12 protein-coding genes are annotated in these 17408 nt (G+C 59.0%); 2 read left to right on the top strand and 10 right to left on the bottom strand.

Features of this window, described 5'->3' with window-relative positions; translation table 11 throughout:
* The first annotated feature begins 53 nt into the window (after positions 1–53).
* Positions 54–701 carry a hypothetical protein gene (locus tag IRZ24_RS06365; protein WP_297161316.1) on the top strand — a complete coding sequence of 216 codons (648 nt, stop codon included), beginning with the start codon at positions 54–56 and terminating at the stop codon, positions 699–701.
* Positions 702–803: 102 nt separating this feature from the next.
* Here IRZ24_RS06365 and IRZ24_RS06370 read toward each other — a convergent pair whose 3' ends face one another.
* The 5 genes from IRZ24_RS06370 to IRZ24_RS06390 form a co-directional block, all read right to left on the bottom strand.
* Positions 804–1010 (bottom strand): helix-turn-helix transcriptional regulator, encoded by a 207-nt coding sequence (locus tag IRZ24_RS06370; protein WP_112428228.1) that lies wholly within the window; start codon positions 1008–1010, stop codon positions 804–806.
* A gap of 304 nt (positions 1011–1314) precedes the next feature.
* A complete protein-coding gene (locus tag IRZ24_RS06375; RefSeq protein WP_297161319.1) occupies positions 1315–3723 on the bottom strand; it encodes an FAD-dependent oxidoreductase in 2409 nt (802 codons plus the stop codon).
* A gap of 182 nt (positions 3724–3905) precedes the next feature.
* Positions 3906–5237 carry an NADH-ubiquinone oxidoreductase-F iron-sulfur binding region domain-containing protein gene (locus IRZ24_RS06380; protein ID WP_297161321.1) on the bottom strand — a complete coding sequence of 444 codons (1332 nt, stop codon included), beginning with the start codon at positions 5235–5237 and terminating at the stop codon, positions 3906–3908.
* A complete protein-coding gene (locus tag IRZ24_RS06385) occupies positions 5230–5970 on the bottom strand; it encodes a hypothetical protein (RefSeq protein WP_297161323.1) in 741 nt (246 codons plus the stop codon). Before IRZ24_RS06385 ends, IRZ24_RS06380 begins: the two co-directional genes overlap by 8 nt.
* A 3-nt stretch (positions 5971–5973) precedes the next feature.
* Entirely contained in the window at positions 5974–6432 is a 459-nt protein-coding gene (locus IRZ24_RS06390) for an NADH-quinone oxidoreductase subunit B (protein WP_297161341.1), read from the bottom strand.
* A 581-nt stretch (positions 6433–7013) separates the two neighbouring features.
* On the opposite strand from IRZ24_RS06390, the gene leuB reads away from it, so the two are divergent.
* The gene (gene leuB / locus IRZ24_RS06395; RefSeq protein WP_297161325.1) at positions 7014–8123 is read left to right on the top strand and encodes a 3-isopropylmalate dehydrogenase; all 1110 of its coding nucleotides are present in this window, start codon (positions 7014–7016) and stop codon (positions 8121–8123) included.
* A 234-nt stretch (positions 8124–8357) separates the two neighbouring features.
* Here leuB and IRZ24_RS06400 read toward each other — a convergent pair whose 3' ends face one another.
* The 5 genes from IRZ24_RS06400 to IRZ24_RS06420 form a co-directional block, all read right to left on the bottom strand.
* Entirely contained in the window at positions 8358–8582 is a 225-nt protein-coding gene (locus IRZ24_RS06400; RefSeq protein WP_297161328.1) for a hypothetical protein, read from the bottom strand.
* Between the two features lie 213 nt (positions 8583–8795).
* Positions 8796–13589: a response regulator gene (locus IRZ24_RS06405; RefSeq protein WP_297161331.1), complete on the bottom strand. Its 4794-nt coding sequence runs from the start codon at positions 13587–13589 to the stop codon at positions 8796–8798.
* A 156-nt stretch (positions 13590–13745) separates the two neighbouring features.
* On the bottom strand, positions 13746–15905 hold the full coding sequence (locus tag IRZ24_RS06410) for a methyl-accepting chemotaxis protein (RefSeq protein WP_297161335.1): 2160 nt from the start codon (positions 15903–15905) through the stop codon (positions 13746–13748).
* 56 nt (positions 15906–15961) lie between these two features.
* Positions 15962–16597 (bottom strand): chemotaxis protein CheW, encoded by a 636-nt coding sequence (locus tag IRZ24_RS06415; RefSeq protein WP_297161338.1) that lies wholly within the window; start codon positions 16595–16597, stop codon positions 15962–15964.
* Positions 16598–16672: 75 nt separating this feature from the next.
* On the bottom strand, positions 16673–17038 hold the full coding sequence (locus IRZ24_RS06420; RefSeq protein WP_052888275.1) for a response regulator: 366 nt from the start codon (positions 17036–17038) through the stop codon (positions 16673–16675).
* Positions 17039–17408: the final 370 nt, after the last annotated feature.

Here is a 17408-nt window from a genome sequence, read left to right on the forward strand (position 1 = left end):
GTGCATCATGATGAAATTAATGTTACAATATTCTCATCTCAAGGAGGTAAACGATGTTAGAACAATGGGAAGCACTGGTCGCTTATTTTTCAGAAGTTACCGATCGTCTGGGGAAACGCATTGATGAGGAAATCTTCGAGACGGTGGTGACGCTCAACGCTGCAGGTTTTCCGACGGTCATGTCCTGTGGCGGTCATCTCGACGAGAGACGCGGCTTGCTGCTGCCCTGGGTTGACATCGGCCCCCGGGATTCGGCATTTCAAGCGCTGGTTCAGGAAGAAGAAGATCTGGTCCTTGAAGTGCGCCTAGCGCATCAGCGTCTCACGGCCCTGCGCGAGCAGCAGCGTTGCGAGGAGACGCTCCTTACCGAGGCCGAAAATCAGGTCTATGAGCTTGCCCGCCGTCTGCGCGAGGCGCAACGGCAGCTACGTCTCAAGCAAGTTCGCCTGCGTACCAGGCTCGTCCACTACCTGAGCCAGTTCTATGATGGCAGGGTGGTTCCTTTCGATCGCCGTCTGATCCTGACAACGGGCCTATACACGCGCCTGCAGAACCAGGGAGCCATCGATCTCTATCTGGACGCCCCGCAAGAGCTTCAGCGTCAGAAGCTGGAGGAGTACCGCCAGGAGATGCGGGATTTTACTGCCTTCTTGAAGAAGCTCTATTTCTCAGGCCAGATGGATCAGTATGGATCAGCGTGATCGTCTTGGGAGGAGGGCATAAGTAGATAGCAGAGGCAAATACGCTGAAGCCGCGTGGCAGACGTGACCCGGGCGGGGGAGTCGGGCCACGTCTGCCATTCCTCAATCGATAGGAATAAAGCCAATCACATCGTAGGGGATATTCAGCGCCTTCTGGAGTGCCTTCAGGGTCTGGATGTCACTAATGACCCGGTTATACAGCTCAATCTTGGCGATTGCATCACGACTCATACAGACGGCTTTCCCTAGCTGCTTCTGAGTCAGGTGCCGTCGACGGCGGTACTCCCGGAGCTGCTTTCCTGTGAACATGATCCCCTCCTCCAGGCAAGCGTACAAAAAGTAGAGCGCTTTTTCTACACTTAAAAATTTATAATCTGTGCGTCTCTCACTGTATATGACGAACAGCAGAGCGGCGGATCAAATCACAAAAAAAATTCGCTCACCAGTGCAGACTGGTGAGTGGTTAAACCTGGGCCAAGTCAGCAGCTATGAGGAAGCTCCAGCCTGAACAAGCGCCCGACAGGGTTGAGGGGAGGGAGAAGCCCAGCGAGTCGCGTCGCGCTAAGCGAGTTACCACGTTGCTCGCTGGGCTGTTCACAGAGCTACTCGCTGGCTACTCACGGAGACTGCGCGGAGGCAGCGGGCGCACCAGCGGACTCATCATCGGTGTCTCTTTCTTATCGCGTGGCAGGCGCTGGCGCACCAGGTAGTTCGGAGCCAGGGCCAGATCCTCTTTCTCCAGGGTCACATCAGGGCCGAAGCGATTGAAGAAGGACAGCTCAAAGTTCGGCGTCTCGCCCAGGGCACCATGCGGACAGACCTCTACACAGTCGCCGCAGAAGATGCAGCGATCGAGCGCGAAGGAATAGCGCGTCAGCTTACGCTCGGCCATCATCAGCGAGCCAGTTGGGCAGACCTGCACACAGGCACCGCAAGAGACACAGTCAGTGTCGTGCAGGCTGACATTGAAGGGGGTCGACACGATGGTATCGAAGCCCTTACCAAACATGCCGTAGCAGTCAGGCCCGATCACATCGTGGCAGACGCGCACGCACTGCGTACAGTTAATGCACTTATTCGGATCGCGCAAGATGAAGCTGTGTGACAGGTCAACCTCATAATCGTGATAATCGCTCGGCTCGCCATCATGGAAGCGGTTATCGACCAGACCGTGCTCAATGCTATAGCGCTGCAGATCGCACTGACCGGCAGCCGGGCAGGCGCACTGCAGACAGCGGGCCGCCTCGCGCTTGGCCTGTTCCTCCAGATAGCCCATCTCGATGATACGGAAGTTGCGCTTACGCTCCTCGTAAGGGAGCATCGGCATCTTGACCTTGGGTTCGACGGGCTTATAGGGCACAATATCGAAGAGGTCAGGCTTGCGCTCCTCCAGCTCCAGGCGGCGTGCCACCTCATTCATATCCTCACCATTGAGGTAGGCATGGATTGAGCGCGCAGCCAGCTTCCCCTGCGCGACGCATTCGATAATAGTGCGGGCCCCCATCTGAGCATCGCCGCCCGCGAAGACGCCGGGGCGATCGGTCATCAGATTATAAGGATTGGTCTGAATCGTGCCCCACTTGGTCCACTTGACACCCGATTTCTCATCGAGCACCGAGCGATCGGGCTTCTGGCCATAGGCCGGAATAATGGTGTCGCAAGGAATGACATGCTCGGAGCCGGGGATCGGGACCGGGCGGCGGCGGCCACTGGCATCGGGTTCGCCCAGGCGGTTCTTAATGAACTCCAGGCCCTTGACGCGATTATGTTCATCAGTAATGACACGCGTCGCCTGCTCATAGAAGAGCAACTCAGTACCCTCGGCCTCAGCGTCTTCGATCTCCTCCATGGTGGCCGTCATCTCTTTGATTGAGCGACGATAAGCCGTATGCACCTTAGCGCCCAGGCGCAGCGAGGTGCGAGTACAGTCGAAGGTTGTGAAGCCACCGCCGAGGACGATCACCTCAGCCCCCTCCTTGACGGGCACCGGCTTGCCTTCCACCTTTTCGCCGAGGAAGGCGATAGCGTTGACTACGCCTTCAGCATCTTCACCCGGCGTTCCCAGGGGATTGCTCGTCCAGGCTCCGATAGCCAGGAAGACAGCATCAAAGCCCTGAGCAAAGAGATCATCGATAGTGAAGTCGCGGCCCAGCTTGACATTGCACTGCAGATCAACCCCCAGCTCCCACACATGGTTCAGCTCGCGATCCATCATATCCTTCTGCAGGCGATACTCCGGGATACCGTAGCGCAGCATCCCCCCGGGCTGCGGCTGCATATCAAAGATCTTACAGTAGTGCCCCTTGAGAGCCAGATAGTAAGCACAGGTCAAGCCGGCGGGGCCAGCACCTACGATCGCCACCTTCTTACCCGTTGGTGGGTCCTTGACAAAGGGAACCGGCGGATCGAGCAAACAGGTCTCTGCAGCATGACCATGCATGCGGCAGATTGCAATCTCTTCATCGACCAGAGCGCGCCGGCAGGCTTTCTGGCAGGGAGCCGGGCAGGTCAGGCCCAGAATGTAGGGGAAAGGCAAGACCTCTTTCACCAGGCGCGCCGCCTCTTTCATCGATCCTTTAGCGATCAGCTCCAGGTATCCCGGGATATCGATGTGGGTCGGACAATCGACCTGACAGGGAGGCTGGCAGTAGGCATTATGGTCCGAGAGCATCATCTCCAGATTGGTGCGCCGGATACGAAACAGCTCATCGGACTGGGTCCGCACCACCATCCCAGGCTGGGCTGGTGTATTACACGAAGGCAGGGGCCGATCATAGCCCTCGATGTGCACCAGGCACATGCGGCAGGCCGAAGTCGGCTCCAGCTTCTCATCGTTACAGAGGTTAGGGATCTCGATACCATTCTCCTCCGCCACGCTCAGGATCGTCTGATTCTCGTAGGCGCGTACCACCTTGCCATCGATGGTCAGCGTAAAGCTGGGCTGGCCCACCTCATTGCGCACCATTCCATCATGCCCATCCTGAGCAAGCGGCGTGAAGCGATCTCTAACTGATAGCGCCATGACGAATATGCCTCTTTTCGAGTGAGCGGTCTCACAACGTGTCTGGCACGCTGCATCAGCGCGCAGAACAGAGGCAGAACGCCGCCTTGCGTCCCAGACACCGACTGTTTGACTGCCTGTTTAACCGAGCGTTTGAACGATCATTAAGCCGTCCGGTTCGAGCTGGCAACGGTGCTTACTCCCTACGGCAACACATGCTTAGTGACGAAGCGATGGGAGCGCACTGGCAGACAGGTCCCCGTTGGACACTGCTGCTCTTCAATATGCATCTGGAAATGTTCTGGCCAATAGCGGCGAGCCGTCTTATACGCATTAGGGGCATGAATACCGAAGCCGCAGAGCGAGCCATCGGGAACATAGCCAGCCAGCTCGTCCAAGAGATCGAGATCCGAGCGCACGCCCAGGTCGCTGACAATGCCCTCAAGCACACCTGTCATGCGCTTGACCCCGATGCGACAAGGCACACATTTGCCACACGACTCGTTGCTCAGATAACGTGTGCGCTCCATAGCCCAGGCAACCATGCACGTCTGGGCCGGCAACAGCTCAATGACGCCGGAGCCAACGATGGCGCCGGCCTCCTCCAGGGGATCAAAATCAAAGGGAAGATCAAGCAAGCTGACTGGCAGAGCACCACCCTCAGCCCCACCGACCACGACGGCGCGCAGCTCACTGTCTGGCCGGCGAATACCAGCGTGGCGCAGGATCTCGCGCAGAGTAGCCCCAAACGGCACCTCAATCACACGGGGTTCGGCGTCGGGCACAGCGTCATAGACCGTGAGCACTTTGGTCCCAGGGGTTGCCTCGCTTCCCAGACGCCGGAACACCTCGGGGCCCTCACGCACAATCAAGGGAACATTAGCCAGCGTCTCCAGCGAATTGATGGCCGTTGGCTTATCCCATAAGCCATAGATCGCTGGATAGGGCGGACGCTGCTCAGGCATACCACGCCGACCTTTGATGACCGCAATTTGAACGGTCTCTTCGCCGCCGATGAAGCCGATGTCAAAGCCAAACACATTGATCGTGCAGTGGAAGGTTGTACCCAGGATCGAGCGACCGACCAGGCCGGCCTCCAGCGCTTCATTTAGCGCCTGCTGCAGCGCCTCGATCCCCTCGCGGAAGAGGCTGCGCGTCATCAAATAGGCCTCTGTTGCCCCAACGGCATAGGCGGCCAGTAAGATTCCTTCGATCACCTGGTGAGGATTGCGCTCCAGCAAGGAGCGCGCCGCCCACGAGCGGGGATCGGCATCGTAGGCATTGCAAATGACATATTTGGGGGTTTCCTGCTGACGGCGCACAATACGCCATTTCTCGCCTGTCAGGCGTCCAGCTCCACCGCGCCCACGCAAGCGAGCATCGCTCACCAACTGGATCACCTGCTCAGGCGTTTGCTCATGCAGGGCACGCTCGAGCGCACTATAGCCCCCTTGCTGCCGGTAGCTCTGAAGCGAGCGCAAATCAGGCTCGCCACGCCGTCTCAGAACGCGATAGGCCGAATCGAACTCAGGCATCTGGCTGCCTCACATGATGAATATTTCCCCACACTCCACGCTTATCGGGTGCCAGCCCGCGCTCGGGCTGATCATCGCGCCTGATTCCTTTGACCGCAGGCGCTGGCTTGAACTTCGGACTGAGCGTTGCAATCCCAAAGATATCACTGAGATCGACGCCGCGCGCCTGGACGATGCGCTTGGCGGCCTGCAACGGCAAATAGCCGTAATGGTCCATTACGGCATCCAGCAGGGCCGGCAGAGCCGCCGCCTCATACGGCCATTGCTCCAGCAACTCATCCACCTTGCTCAGATCAATTTCCGGCTCCAGGTGATCTTTGACCGGCATCGCCACACAGGGCGCGACCGGGCGATTAGGATACTCTGTCGCGTACTCGGAGATACGCGGCGTATAGAAACCGGCCTTCGAGATGCCGGTCGCCTCTGGGATCTTGCGCGAAGTGAACTTCTCAGCGCCCTCACGAATATAGGAGCGGAACCAGGGTCGCTCCTTCCAACGGTGCAGCGGCTCGTACTCGATCGTGATGGCGCGCGGCGGACAGGCCTTCTCACATAGTAGACAGGCCTCACACTTGAGATTCAGCTCCGTCTTAAGCCCCTCTTCAGCAATTAACTGGATCAGCCCACGGCTACGCGGCGGCAGTTTCGGTTTCTCATAGGGGTAAAGCCGCGTCACCTTGGGCCGGAAGAGGTGGCTGAAGGTTAGCCCCATTCCCTGCAGGATGCCTCGCATGTGCTACACCTCGCCTTCCTTCACACCGCGCACCTTCAGGCCCTGCTTGAGAATCTTCTCACGTAGCTTGAGCAGTCCTTCGATTAGCGCCTCTGGCCGCGGCGGACAGCCGGGCACGTAGACATCAACCGGCACGATGGTATCGACACCCTGGACGGTGTAGTAACTATCGTAGAACTCACCGCCCGAGTTGGCGCACTGCCCCATACTGATAACCCACTTCGGCTCGGGCATTTGCTCCCAAAGTAGTCGCAGGCGCGGTGCCATCTTAACTGAGACCGTACCCGCGACAATCATCAGGTCGGCCTGGCGTGGGCTGGAACGGAAGACTTCCGAGCCAAAACGGGCTAAATCGTAGTGCGACTGGGCGCTTGCCATCATCTCAATCGCGCAGCAGGCCAGACCGTAGCCCAGCGGCCACACCGAGCGTGAGCGCGCCCAGTTTTGGGCCCATTGGAGCATATCGGCCAGGCTGGTAATCGCCACCGGTAGCTCCTGGTCACCAGGCGTATATTCGTGGGGGCCAGTCGCCATAGCGATGGGAACGGGCTTGCGCCGCGTCCCTGGTACTGCGGCTTTCTCCCCCGCTTGCTGGCTCGTTGTATTGCTCATAGGATGATTGCTCCTCTACTGATTGCCCCTCGCCAAAGGATGAGGTGACTTGCTCTCTCGGAACTGGAACAGGGGTTCCTCGCTCGGAGGGGCGATGCTTCTCCTGGCCTTGTGGTCCGCAGTTTATTATAGCACGTTTCATCCATTGGCGCCAGAAAAGGGCACCCTCGCGGGATGCCGCTCGCCGTCGCTGTTCGACCGCCGTGTCTTTCTCCTCTTCTCTCTCATGCGCTTACGTATAGCCGGCGCTGAGGGGAGCGGCTCGCACAGCTCGGCCTCTCCTAACCTTACCTGGTCCCGCCTTGCTTTGCTCTCGTTAATCAGCTATCATGGCTCTGTCCGTCCAGCGGATAGCGAACCGCATCATACCTCAGCCTACCTCCAGCCAGTGGGAGGGCGAGGCCTAAGACTGTACAGGGAGGATTTCAGCATTGGGTACCTATAAGATCGCTGTTCTGCCGGGCGATGGCATCGGCCCCGAGGTAACCGCCCAGGCTCTGCATGTGCTGGAACGGGTCGGTGCCCGCTTTGGCCACACTTTCCAGACGACAAAGGCTCTTGTCGGCGCGGCGGCCATCGAGGCTGAAGGCAACGCCATTTCTGACGCGACAATGGCCCTTTGTCATGAAAGCGATGCCATTCTGTTTGGCGCCGTCGGAGGGGTCTCACGCTACGAAGGCCCCGATTCTCAGGTCCAGCCTGAGCATGCGCTTTTCCGCCTGCGCAAGGAACTGGAGCTGTTCGCGAATTTGCGTCCGGTGCGCCCATTGAAGGCGCTGCTGAATGCCTCTACGCTCAAGCCTTCGATCCTTGAGGGCACTGATTTGCTGGTTGTACGCGAACTCACCGGTGGCATCTATTTCGGCAAGCCCAGCGAGATCCGCCAGACCTCCCACGGCCTGGAGGCTATTGATACCCTGCTCTATAGCGAAGGGGAGATTGAGCGCATTGTACGGACCGCCTTCGAATTGGCCAAAGGGCGCCCCAAAAAGAAGGTAACTTCGGTTGATAAGGCGAATGTGCTCAGCTCTTCCCGCCTTTGGCGCCGCGTTGCTGAGCGTGTCGCCGCCGATTACCCCGATGTTGCTTTCGAGCATCTGCTCGTCGATGCCTGTGCTATGCATTTAATCCGCCGTCCCGCCAGCTTCGATGTGATCGTCACCGAGAATATGTTTGGCGATATTCTCACCGACGAGGCTTCTATGCTGGCTGGATCAATGGGTATGCTGCCTTCGGCAAGCCTGGGGACACGGCGCACAGCGCACGGTACCTTTGGCCTTTACGAGCCGATTCATGGCTCAGCTCCCGATATCGCTGGCCAGGACAAGGCCAACCCGATCGCCTCGATTCTGTCGCTGGCTATGTTGCTGCGCCACTCCTTGAGCCTTGAAAGAGAGGCCCAAGCTGTTGAACAGGCTGTAGAGCAGGTGATTGAAGCTGGCTATCGCACCGAGGATTTATGGGAGGAGGGGAAAACCATTGTTGGCACCAGGGAGATGGGACGCCTCATTGCCGAGGCCGTAGCCGAGACTGCTTCCTGAGCGGCCACCTCTCTCTGCCCGGCCTTCTTCCCTCTCACCTCGCTTGCAATGCTGGCCGCCTGCCTCGTCTTTTGAGCAAGGCCTTTGGCCCATCCACCCTACAGGCCGGAGATAGGAACAAGAGTCCAGACAGCAGAGGGCAAGATTGCAGGCCTGGTCTTGGGCACTCACACAGTACAGTCGCAAAACTGGCACTAGAGGAGGCGCACAGGCGCCTGCTAGCGCACTGAGGTGTTAGCCCATCATTGGCTTAGGACAAGGCCCCAGACGCTGCAGACGCTCGCGCGCCTCCTCCAAACGAGCCATGAGCTGCTTCTGCTGATCTGGCTCCTGGCCTATCTTTTTCGACTGCCCTTCCCTCGGCTGCTGCTCAGCCAGTGCGCGCTCAAGGCTCTCAATCTCAGCAAGTAGACGCTGGCGCTGCACATACCAGCGCGTCACAGCACGTTCTACGCCCATTGTCCCTTGACATCTCTTCGCACCCTGAAGCTCAGGAGCTGGTCACACTCCAGGCTCTTTGTGTAATCGCGAAGAGTGACTCCAGCATTGTGGTCAAGAGGGTGCGGCTGACCACCCTGGCAGATCAGGCTGATCAAGCAAGCTAACCGCGATCTTCGCGGCGTTTGGGGCCAGGTCCTGGCCCGCCGGTCCGCGTGTCTGCTGGACCTTGGCTTAGGCACTGGCACCATAGACAAGGCGATTCAGCGTTGAGATCAGCTCCTCATCCTGATAGGGTTTAACGATATAGGCGCTGGCGCCAAGCTGCATTGCACGCTGTTTATGCTTTGAGGCTGCACGCGAGGTCAGCACCACCAACGGCAAGGTACGATATTGCTCTTGAGAGCGAACGGTTGCCATCAGCTCATAGCCATCCATGCGCGGCATCTCGATATCGAGCAAGACGGCAGCCGGCGGCTGGCTGGAGATCATCTCTAAAGCCTCGACACCATCGCGCGCGGTCTGAACCTCCCAGCCGTGTTGCTTGAGCATGTTGCTGACTACGCGGCGCACACTCGGGCTGTCGTCCACTACCAAAACATGCCTGCCACGCTCGGCCCGCGGCGATGGGAGCGGCGAGATCGGTGGACGTACCGCGGGCAAGCTGCTAGTATTGACGGTAACTGTGGTCGGCGTCGTCGCCACAGTTGTCGGCACTTGAGCCGGTGAGGCCGGCGCCATCACTCGACTCTCCTGGGGCTGGGAGAGTGTGGCGGCAATGGCACCTGAGCCGCGACGCTGCACCGATAATAGCTCGTTTAGCTCCAGGATCAGAATGACGCGCCCGTTACCGAGCACTGTACCGCCAGCAATGCCATGCACATGGCGCAGATGAGGACCCAGGTTCTTCATGACGACATCCATGCGCGTCTTGACCTCATCAACCACCAGCGCTACACGATGGCGCCCTGTGTTGACCAGCAAGAGCGGCGAGCGTTCCTCGATCTCGCCGGCAGGCAGCTTGAGGTAGAAAGCAAGCTGGCTGAGCGGATAGACATCGTTCTGTACCACGACGGCCGGGCGGCCAGCATGCGTTGTGCGCTTAAAGGTGTCAAGTCGCCCGATAGCTTCGACCAGTGTCGTCGGAATAGCATACTGCTGGTCACCGACGCGCACCATCATCACGCTCTGGATTGCCAGGCTGGTCGGGAATTTCATGGTGAAGGCTGTTCCCTGACCTGGCGTAGAATCCACTTCCAGCGTGGCACGTAGGCGAGAGATACTATCGCGCACAACATCGAGTCCCACACCACGCCCGCTTTCCTCGCTGACTACCTCAGCGGTCGAGAAACCGGGACGGAAGATGAGATCGATGACATCGCTGGGGGAGAGCACCTGATCAGGCCGGATCAGCCCACGCGCAATAGCCGCCTGGCGCACCTTCTCCGGATCGATGCCAGTGCCATCATCGCGAACCGTGATTACTACCTGATTGCCTTCATAAGAAGCCGAGAGCTTGACGAGTCCAGCAGGTGGCTTGCCTTTGCGTATCCGTACCTCTGGCTCTTCGATGGCATGGTTAACGGCATTGCGCATCAAGTGCAGCAGCGGGCCGGCGATTTCTTCGTAGACGGTGCGGTCTACTTCGGTATCCTCACCCTCGGTCACAAAGTTGATTTCCTTGTGCTGCTTCAGAGCAACCGAACGAACCGCGCGATAGAGGCGGGGGATCATTGACGAGAGCGGGACTAGACGCGTCTTCATCAGGCGGTCCTGGAAAGTAGTGCTCAGGCGACTCTCGCGGGCGAAAATGCTTTCGCATTCACGGATAACCGCCTCCATCTCGCTACTGAGGGTAATCATATCAGAGACACCCTCACTGAGACCGCGTGTCAGCTGATGGAACTCTGTATAGCGATCTAGCTCTAGTTCATCGAACTCAGCCAGGTGCGCAGGCTCTCCACTGGCGGAGCCAGAGCGGGCAGTCTGTAGAGCAGGCAGGCGTGAGGAGCCATTGCCAGTACCCGGTAGAACCTGGACCACGCGCCCGCTAGGCAGGGTTGCCGCTTCAAAACGGCTCTCTAGCTTCTGGCCCACATCGCGCAGACGCTCACTACTCATGCTCACATCAGCCACGAGGCGCATCAAACGCTGGATGTGCTCCTCAAGAGCGCTGCGGTTGACCAATAATTCACCGAAGAGGTTCACCAGCTCATCCAGCTTCTGCAAGCGCACGCGCACACTCAACTCGGCAGCAGGCGAGCGCTGCATAAGCAGCTCACCGGCGGCGGGAGCAGCCTCAGCGACAGTGCTGGAGAGTGTCGAGCTATCGGCGCCCTCCCCGCTATCGAGGAGGCTTTCTAACTCTTCTTCAGCAGGGGGAGGCGAGAGCTGCTGTTCGCCAAGCAGCTCAGCGTAGCGTGCCCGCATGGCCGCCACCGCTGCCTCCAGGGTAGCGCGATCCTCACCGCGGTTATTAATGAGGCGATCGAGAGTTTCCGCGGTATCAAGGATGATGCCAATGACAGCCGGGGTGATGGCGACCTGCCCCTCCATGATGCTATCAAGCAGATCCTCAGAGACGTGACAGAGGTCTGCAATGAGGCGAAAGCCCATCATACCCGCGGCCCCTTTGAGAGTATGGGTAGCGCGCCGGATGCTCTGAAGAATATCGCGATCCTCGGGCGACTTTTCCAGCGCGGCCACATTCATACTGATCGTTTGCAGGTGTTCCTCTGCCTCCAGCCGAAAGATCTCAGCAGCCTCCTCACCGAAGTCCGTGCCTTCGCTGACTGCTGAGCCACCTGTCGCGGAAGCCGAAGGAGGTGCAGACGCCGGCGAAACGGGGGGCGGCGGAGCTACCACAGGCGGAGGACTGACCTGCGCCCGCGGGATCTCCAAAGCGGGAAGCGGTCCACTGCCCGTTTGCTGCAGGTTTGTGACCGCCTCCAGATCGGCACTCCCTGTCAGTTGAGCAAGAAACTCACGGCGTACTTCAATTTCAATCTCATTGCGCAGTCGCTTGACTAACTCTTCATAACTCTCCTGTCCATCAGGACCAACAATCTCGCGCTGAAGCTGGCGCTGACGCTCAAACTCCTGGCGCACCTCTTCACGGATCTGGCGCTCCAATTCCATACGAGCAGCCAGGGAGAGAGGACGTTGCTCATACTCACGGCGCAGCTCCTCGCGGATCTTTGCCTCCAGCTCAGCCCGTAAGGCAGCCAGATCTCCCTGACGCTCAAAGGTCACCCGTTCGCGCACGCCGCTGGCGTCACGCGAAACCTGCACCTGCCAGGGCGTCCAGCCGGCCTCTTGGTTGGTAAGAGCCTGTGGGAGACGCTCCAATAGATCGCCACAGGCCTCAATTGTGCCCCGGAGTTGCTGCAGTGTGGTCTGAATCTGCTCATCAGTGGCCTGAACATCGTTTGTGATGCGGGAGAGCAGCTCCAGCACCTTCTTGAGCTTCGTATTGACTACCCACATCACAGAGAGGGGCAGATAGCGACGCACCTTCTCGGGGCTTTTACGCAGGTTCAAACCCATCGCCTGACCAGCCCAGTCCTCCATGCGCTCCAAAGCATCTTTCGAGCCATCAAGGAAACCGCGGAACTCACTGCGCTGGTCTTCAATAACACCGACGGCCTGCTGAAGCTGAGCTAGCAGAGTATGCAGTGTATTGGCCTGCTCTTCAAGCGAGAGCGCTTCCTGCTGTAGATCATGATAGAGACGCGAAGCCGAAGCAGGTAAAACAAGCGCATCGTCAGAGCGACCTGCCGTTGGACCCGGCGCCTGCGATAGGGACGATGCCCCAGCCGGCGACAGCAGTGTGGACTGCTGCGGCTGCTGCGGATAGTAGGCGGAAGGTTGTGGCTGTTGTGGCTGCGCCCAGTCAGGGACAGCACTGGGACTGGTCTCGCTAGCTGGCGCTCTCCCTTGAGCTTCAGGATGGGTCGCCGTAAAGCGATGAACCAGCTCTTCCAATGGCGAAGGAGTACGCGGCGAGTGCGACGGCTCCTGCTGAGGAGCAGGCGCCGAGCCTGCAGCAGGAGAAGAACTCTCGCCACGGAAACTGGCCGCCAGCATATCCAGAGCGCTCGGCGTAGGCGGCGTAGGAGGCGAGGGAGAAGCAGCTGACACCTCGGGAGACTGCTGAGCAAGCGGCACAGGGTCCTCCGGCCAGAGCGGTTCCTCTTCCGCTGGCACACTAGGAGTACGAAAAGCTGCCAGCATCTCATCGAAGGAAGGTAAAGGCCCCTCCTGAGGAGCCGGATAGGGCGATTCCGGCGCCGGCGTCGACTGAGGAGAGGAAGCAGGCGCTGACCGTTGCTGATACGAATAGGCTTCACCTAGGCCCAGGCCACCCTCCAGGAAATCATAGCGCTGAGACGACTGTGTGGGAGCGTGGTAGTGCGGAGAATCCTGCTGATAATCCTGATAAGCCTGCTGAGGCTGACTCTGGTAGCCTGGCTGATCTGTCCACTGATCCTGGTAATGAGCCGCATTCTGCTCATACTGCTTGTAGTGCTCTGAGGAGGCCGACAGAGACTGAGAGCTTGATGGCTCTGTAGCCGGCAGAGTGGGGGCAGAGGCGCTCTCTGCCGAACCAGGGACGACTTTCCCCGCGGCCTCCTGGAGAGCGCGATAGCGGCTATAGTCGGCATCGTCCTCGGCAATAATGGCATCCTGGTTGACGGAATTATCGCGGATTCCATCGATCAGCACATGCAGGCGCCGCAGAGAGCGACGCAAGAGGGCCAGGGTAGGTTCATCGAGGGTAGCCAGGCCATCGAGCACATCCCCCAGAATATCCTCCATGCCATGAGCCACATGGGCCAAGCCGGGGAAATCCATCATCGAGGCCGACCCGCCGATCGTATGCGTGCGGCGATAGGTCTCTTCGAGAGCATCCATGTCGCCGGGAGAATGGGCCAGGCGGTCAAGGTTTGCCTCGATCTCTGGCAGGTAGCTCTTCACCTCTTCGATAAACGAATCGAGCACTGACAGTTTATCAAATGTATTTGACATGCTGCACGCACCCACTTATTCTAGTCGATCGAACTCGGTTTCGCGGGATGCCGAGGCGCGAAACGCAGAAACGCGGCGGGGGCGCTGGCCCGACCTCGCCCCCTGGTCGAAGCCCTGGGCGCCCCTCCCTCTTGTCCTTGCCTATCCGGGTAATGGCTACTGGCCGAACTGTCCGTTATTCCCGCGCGGGAAAGGCGTCTGCTCTGATTTCGGGAATGGCGACTGACCCGGCTGCTGGTGCGGCGACTGCTGAGGAGCGGCTCCTGGCGGTGGCGTCCAGGGCTGGCGTGGCTGTGGTCCCTGCCCCTGACTGGACTGAGGCACTGCACCAAAGGCCTGTTGAGCTGCCGCGCCGAACTGAGAGCTGCCACCATAGGAGGGAGTACCCTGGCCCGCGCTACCAAAGCCCGCTCCTGACGCGGGTGGATTGCCGAAAGGCTGCTGAGAGAAAGGCGACTGTGCCTGCTGGCTCGCAAAGGAATCAAAGGCTCCGAAGGCTCGCTGAGCCTCAAAAGGCTGCGAGTTAGAGAAAGCAGAGGAGCCGAACTCATTAAAGGGAGAAGCAGGACTTGTGCCAAAAGCAGCCCCGAAATCCTGCTGACCACTATTCCCGAAGGAGCCCATATCGGAAAAACCGGGAGCGGCAGCAAACTCCTGCTGTGACGATGGGAAACCGAACTGAGCCTGCATCTGGCCCTGATGCTGGCTTTGGGCCACAGGAGAAGACATTGCCACCAGGCCAGCGCTCTCCGGTTCAGGCAGAGGCGGGAAATTGCCACCGTAGCTTTGCTGCTGTGGCTGCATCCAGCCATCGCCGCCCGAGGATGCATAGAACTGATCTCCTCCGGAAGGCAGACCGGGCATTGTTCCGGGGCCTGCAGCCATACTACTGTTGATGGACTCCAACACGTGATCGGGCAGGCGGAAAGTCGAGACCGAAGCGCGGAGCTGATCTGCCAACTCAGCCAGGTAACTCACACTGGCAGCAGCCTCCTGCGTACCAGCATTCGTCTGGCGCGTGATCTCTGAGATCTGGCTCATTGCCACAGCCACCGCCTCTGAGACACTCGTCTGCTCATTAGCGGCGCGGGCAATGCTCTCGATCATCTGGGCCTGACGCTCCACAGCGCTATAGATCGAGTTGAGAGCGCGGCCAGCCTCATCAGCCAACTGGGACCCCTTGACCACCTCCTGCGTACTATCCTCCATCGCCACCACAGCCTCATAGGTATCACCCTGAATGCTCTTGACCAGGGTAGCGATACGCTTAGTCGACTCGGTCGAGCGCTCAGCCAGGAGGCGAATCTCGTCGGCCACGACAGCGAAACCACGGCCATGTTCACCAGCCATTGCCGACTGGATAGCGGCGTTCAGCGCGAGCAGGTTTGTCTGATCAGCAATATCCTCAATGATACGTACAATTTCGCCAATCTCGTTCGAGCGTTCTCCCAGGCGCTTAATCTTCTTGGCGGTCTCCTGAACGTTCTCGCGGATCAGCATCATGCCCTCGATCGTCTGGCGTACCGCCTCCTGACCGCTTTGGGCATTGCGCAAGGCCTCCTGAGCGGCTTCATGGCTGAGTTGGGCATTGCGGGCCACATTCTGAATAAAGATCGCCAGAGCCTCGACCGCCTCGGTAGTCTGGGAGATCTGCTGTACCTGCATCTCGGAAGCCTGAGCCAGCTCGGCGGCGCGATCCAGGATACGGCGAGTGGCGTTTGTCACCTGCATAGCTGTGCTCTGCACGCGACCGACGACCTTGGCCAGCTCCTCAATCATGTAGTTGAAGGAGTCGGCAAGCACGCCGAGCGTATCGGGAGTCACCTCGGCCTGGACGCGCAGATCGCCATCACCGACAGCGCTTACCTCCTGGAGCAGCTTTTCAATCTGGGCCTGCAGAGCCGCGGCATCACTCCCAGCGCCCAAGCCAGAAGCATTGTTCGCCTGCGCGCTCTGCTGATCGAGGACCGTATTCACAGAAGCAACCAGGCGAGCGAACTCATCATCTCCATCTACCTGGGCGCGGACACGGCGATCACCCCCCGCGAAGTCATGGCAGACATCAGCCAGGGCCAGGAAGCGATCCTTGATGCGGCTATTGACCAGGTAGTTGGTGATGACCACCGCCAAAAGAGCAACAATAGCGCAGATAATGACTACGACGATCAGGACCGAAGTATCGGCGGTGGGCATACTCAGCCGGGCATAGATGCCCACCAGGATGAGCAGGAAGGCAGGAATGATAGCGGAGACAGCCAGCCCCAAATTCATCAGGCCGCTTACCGTCATCCCGCCTCGATTACGATCCGGGTTCATCCGCCAGACCTCCTCTATATGAAATACAGAACAATGGCTGCACTGTCCGTCCTATCCTAATCCAGAGCTTCGTAATGTTGCATCTTTTCCGAGAACAGCAAACGTGCGGCATCAAGCAAGATGATGACACGTTTACCGAGCACTGCCGTTCCGGCGGCATAGGGAGCAACCCACTGTGGAATATTGGTCTGGCGTGTGCTCACACTGGCGATCACATTGTCAGGAATGGGGAGCATCTCGCTGACGCTATCCACCACCAGACAAATCACCATGTCGTTGTACTGCACCGATAGCAGGCGAGTGCGTGGATTATAGGGTAGCGGCTCCCTATCCAGGAAAGTACGCAAGTCCACTACGGAGACGATGGAGCCGCGGAGATTGATCACCCCTCGGACCCAAGGAGCGACATTCGGGACCGGGGTCACGTCGAGCAGGCGCTCCACGCTCTGAATATACTCCGCCTTGAAGGCAAATTCTTGATCGAGCAGAGTAAAAGCAAGGTACTGCTCACCGGGTACCTCGGTGGGTACACCGGGAGCAGCGGCTGTATTGGCCCGCAATTGCCCAGGCTGCAACGCCGAGGCCCCCCATGCCGGAGGATGCGCTCCCCGTTGCTGCTGAGCCTGGAGAGCGCGTTGCAACATGTTCAGGTCATCGCTTGCCACAGGATTACTCCCAACTTCTGGTCGCACATCGGGCTGTTCCCCTTGCCTCGCCTCGCCTCGTCTGTCCAAGCAGGGCTATGGAGCACGGCAGGACAGGTTGGGCTACAGGAGCCGGCGCACATTGGCCACTAATTCTTCCTCATTAAACGGCTTGGTCATGTAGAGATCAGCACCTTGCCGCAGGCCCCAGGAGCGATCAAGGGGTGTATTCTTGCTGGTGAGCAAGATGATTGGGATGTGCCGACTCAGCTCGGACGACTTGAGCTTGCGGCACAACTGGAATCCACTCTGCTTAGGCAGGACCACATCCAGGACGATGCACTGTGGACGCTCCTTAAAGACCTTCTCCACAGCTTCGTCACCGTCGACCGCGGTTACCACCTCAAAGCCGCTGTTGCGCAGCGGAGTAGCAATCATCGTGAGTTCTGTCCAGCTGTCGTCTACAACGAGCACCTTCTGCCCTGGCATTTCCCCTATACCTCTTGTTGTAACTTCTCCAGAGTCAAAACATCAGCCTTTTAGGAAAGAAAGGCCAGTCGACTAGGATGCGGGGAAATGAGCCACCCAGGCCGTCCCGGAGGTCTCTCACTCTGCCCTGACTTCTCCTCTGCTTTGCCCTGCCTGTGCACCGGCAGTCTTCTCCCGTGGCTTCTCGAAAAAGTGCTGGACGGAGCAAGCGGAGTAACGCTATCTTGTGGGCCTGGTCAGCCAGCGCCGCTAGCTGGCCAACCCTCTTATGTCTGGCGTAGTCCTCTCTTGGCTGCTGCGCAACCCTACTCTCCCCCGCCCTTCCTGCACTTTCCCCCAGACCGGCCACCCTGACTGCTTGATCCCCTTC

Source organism: Thermogemmatispora sp. (genome assembly GCF_019683755.1).
In the GTDB taxonomy this organism is placed as follows: domain Bacteria; phylum Chloroflexota; class Ktedonobacteria; order Ktedonobacterales; family Ktedonobacteraceae; genus Thermogemmatispora.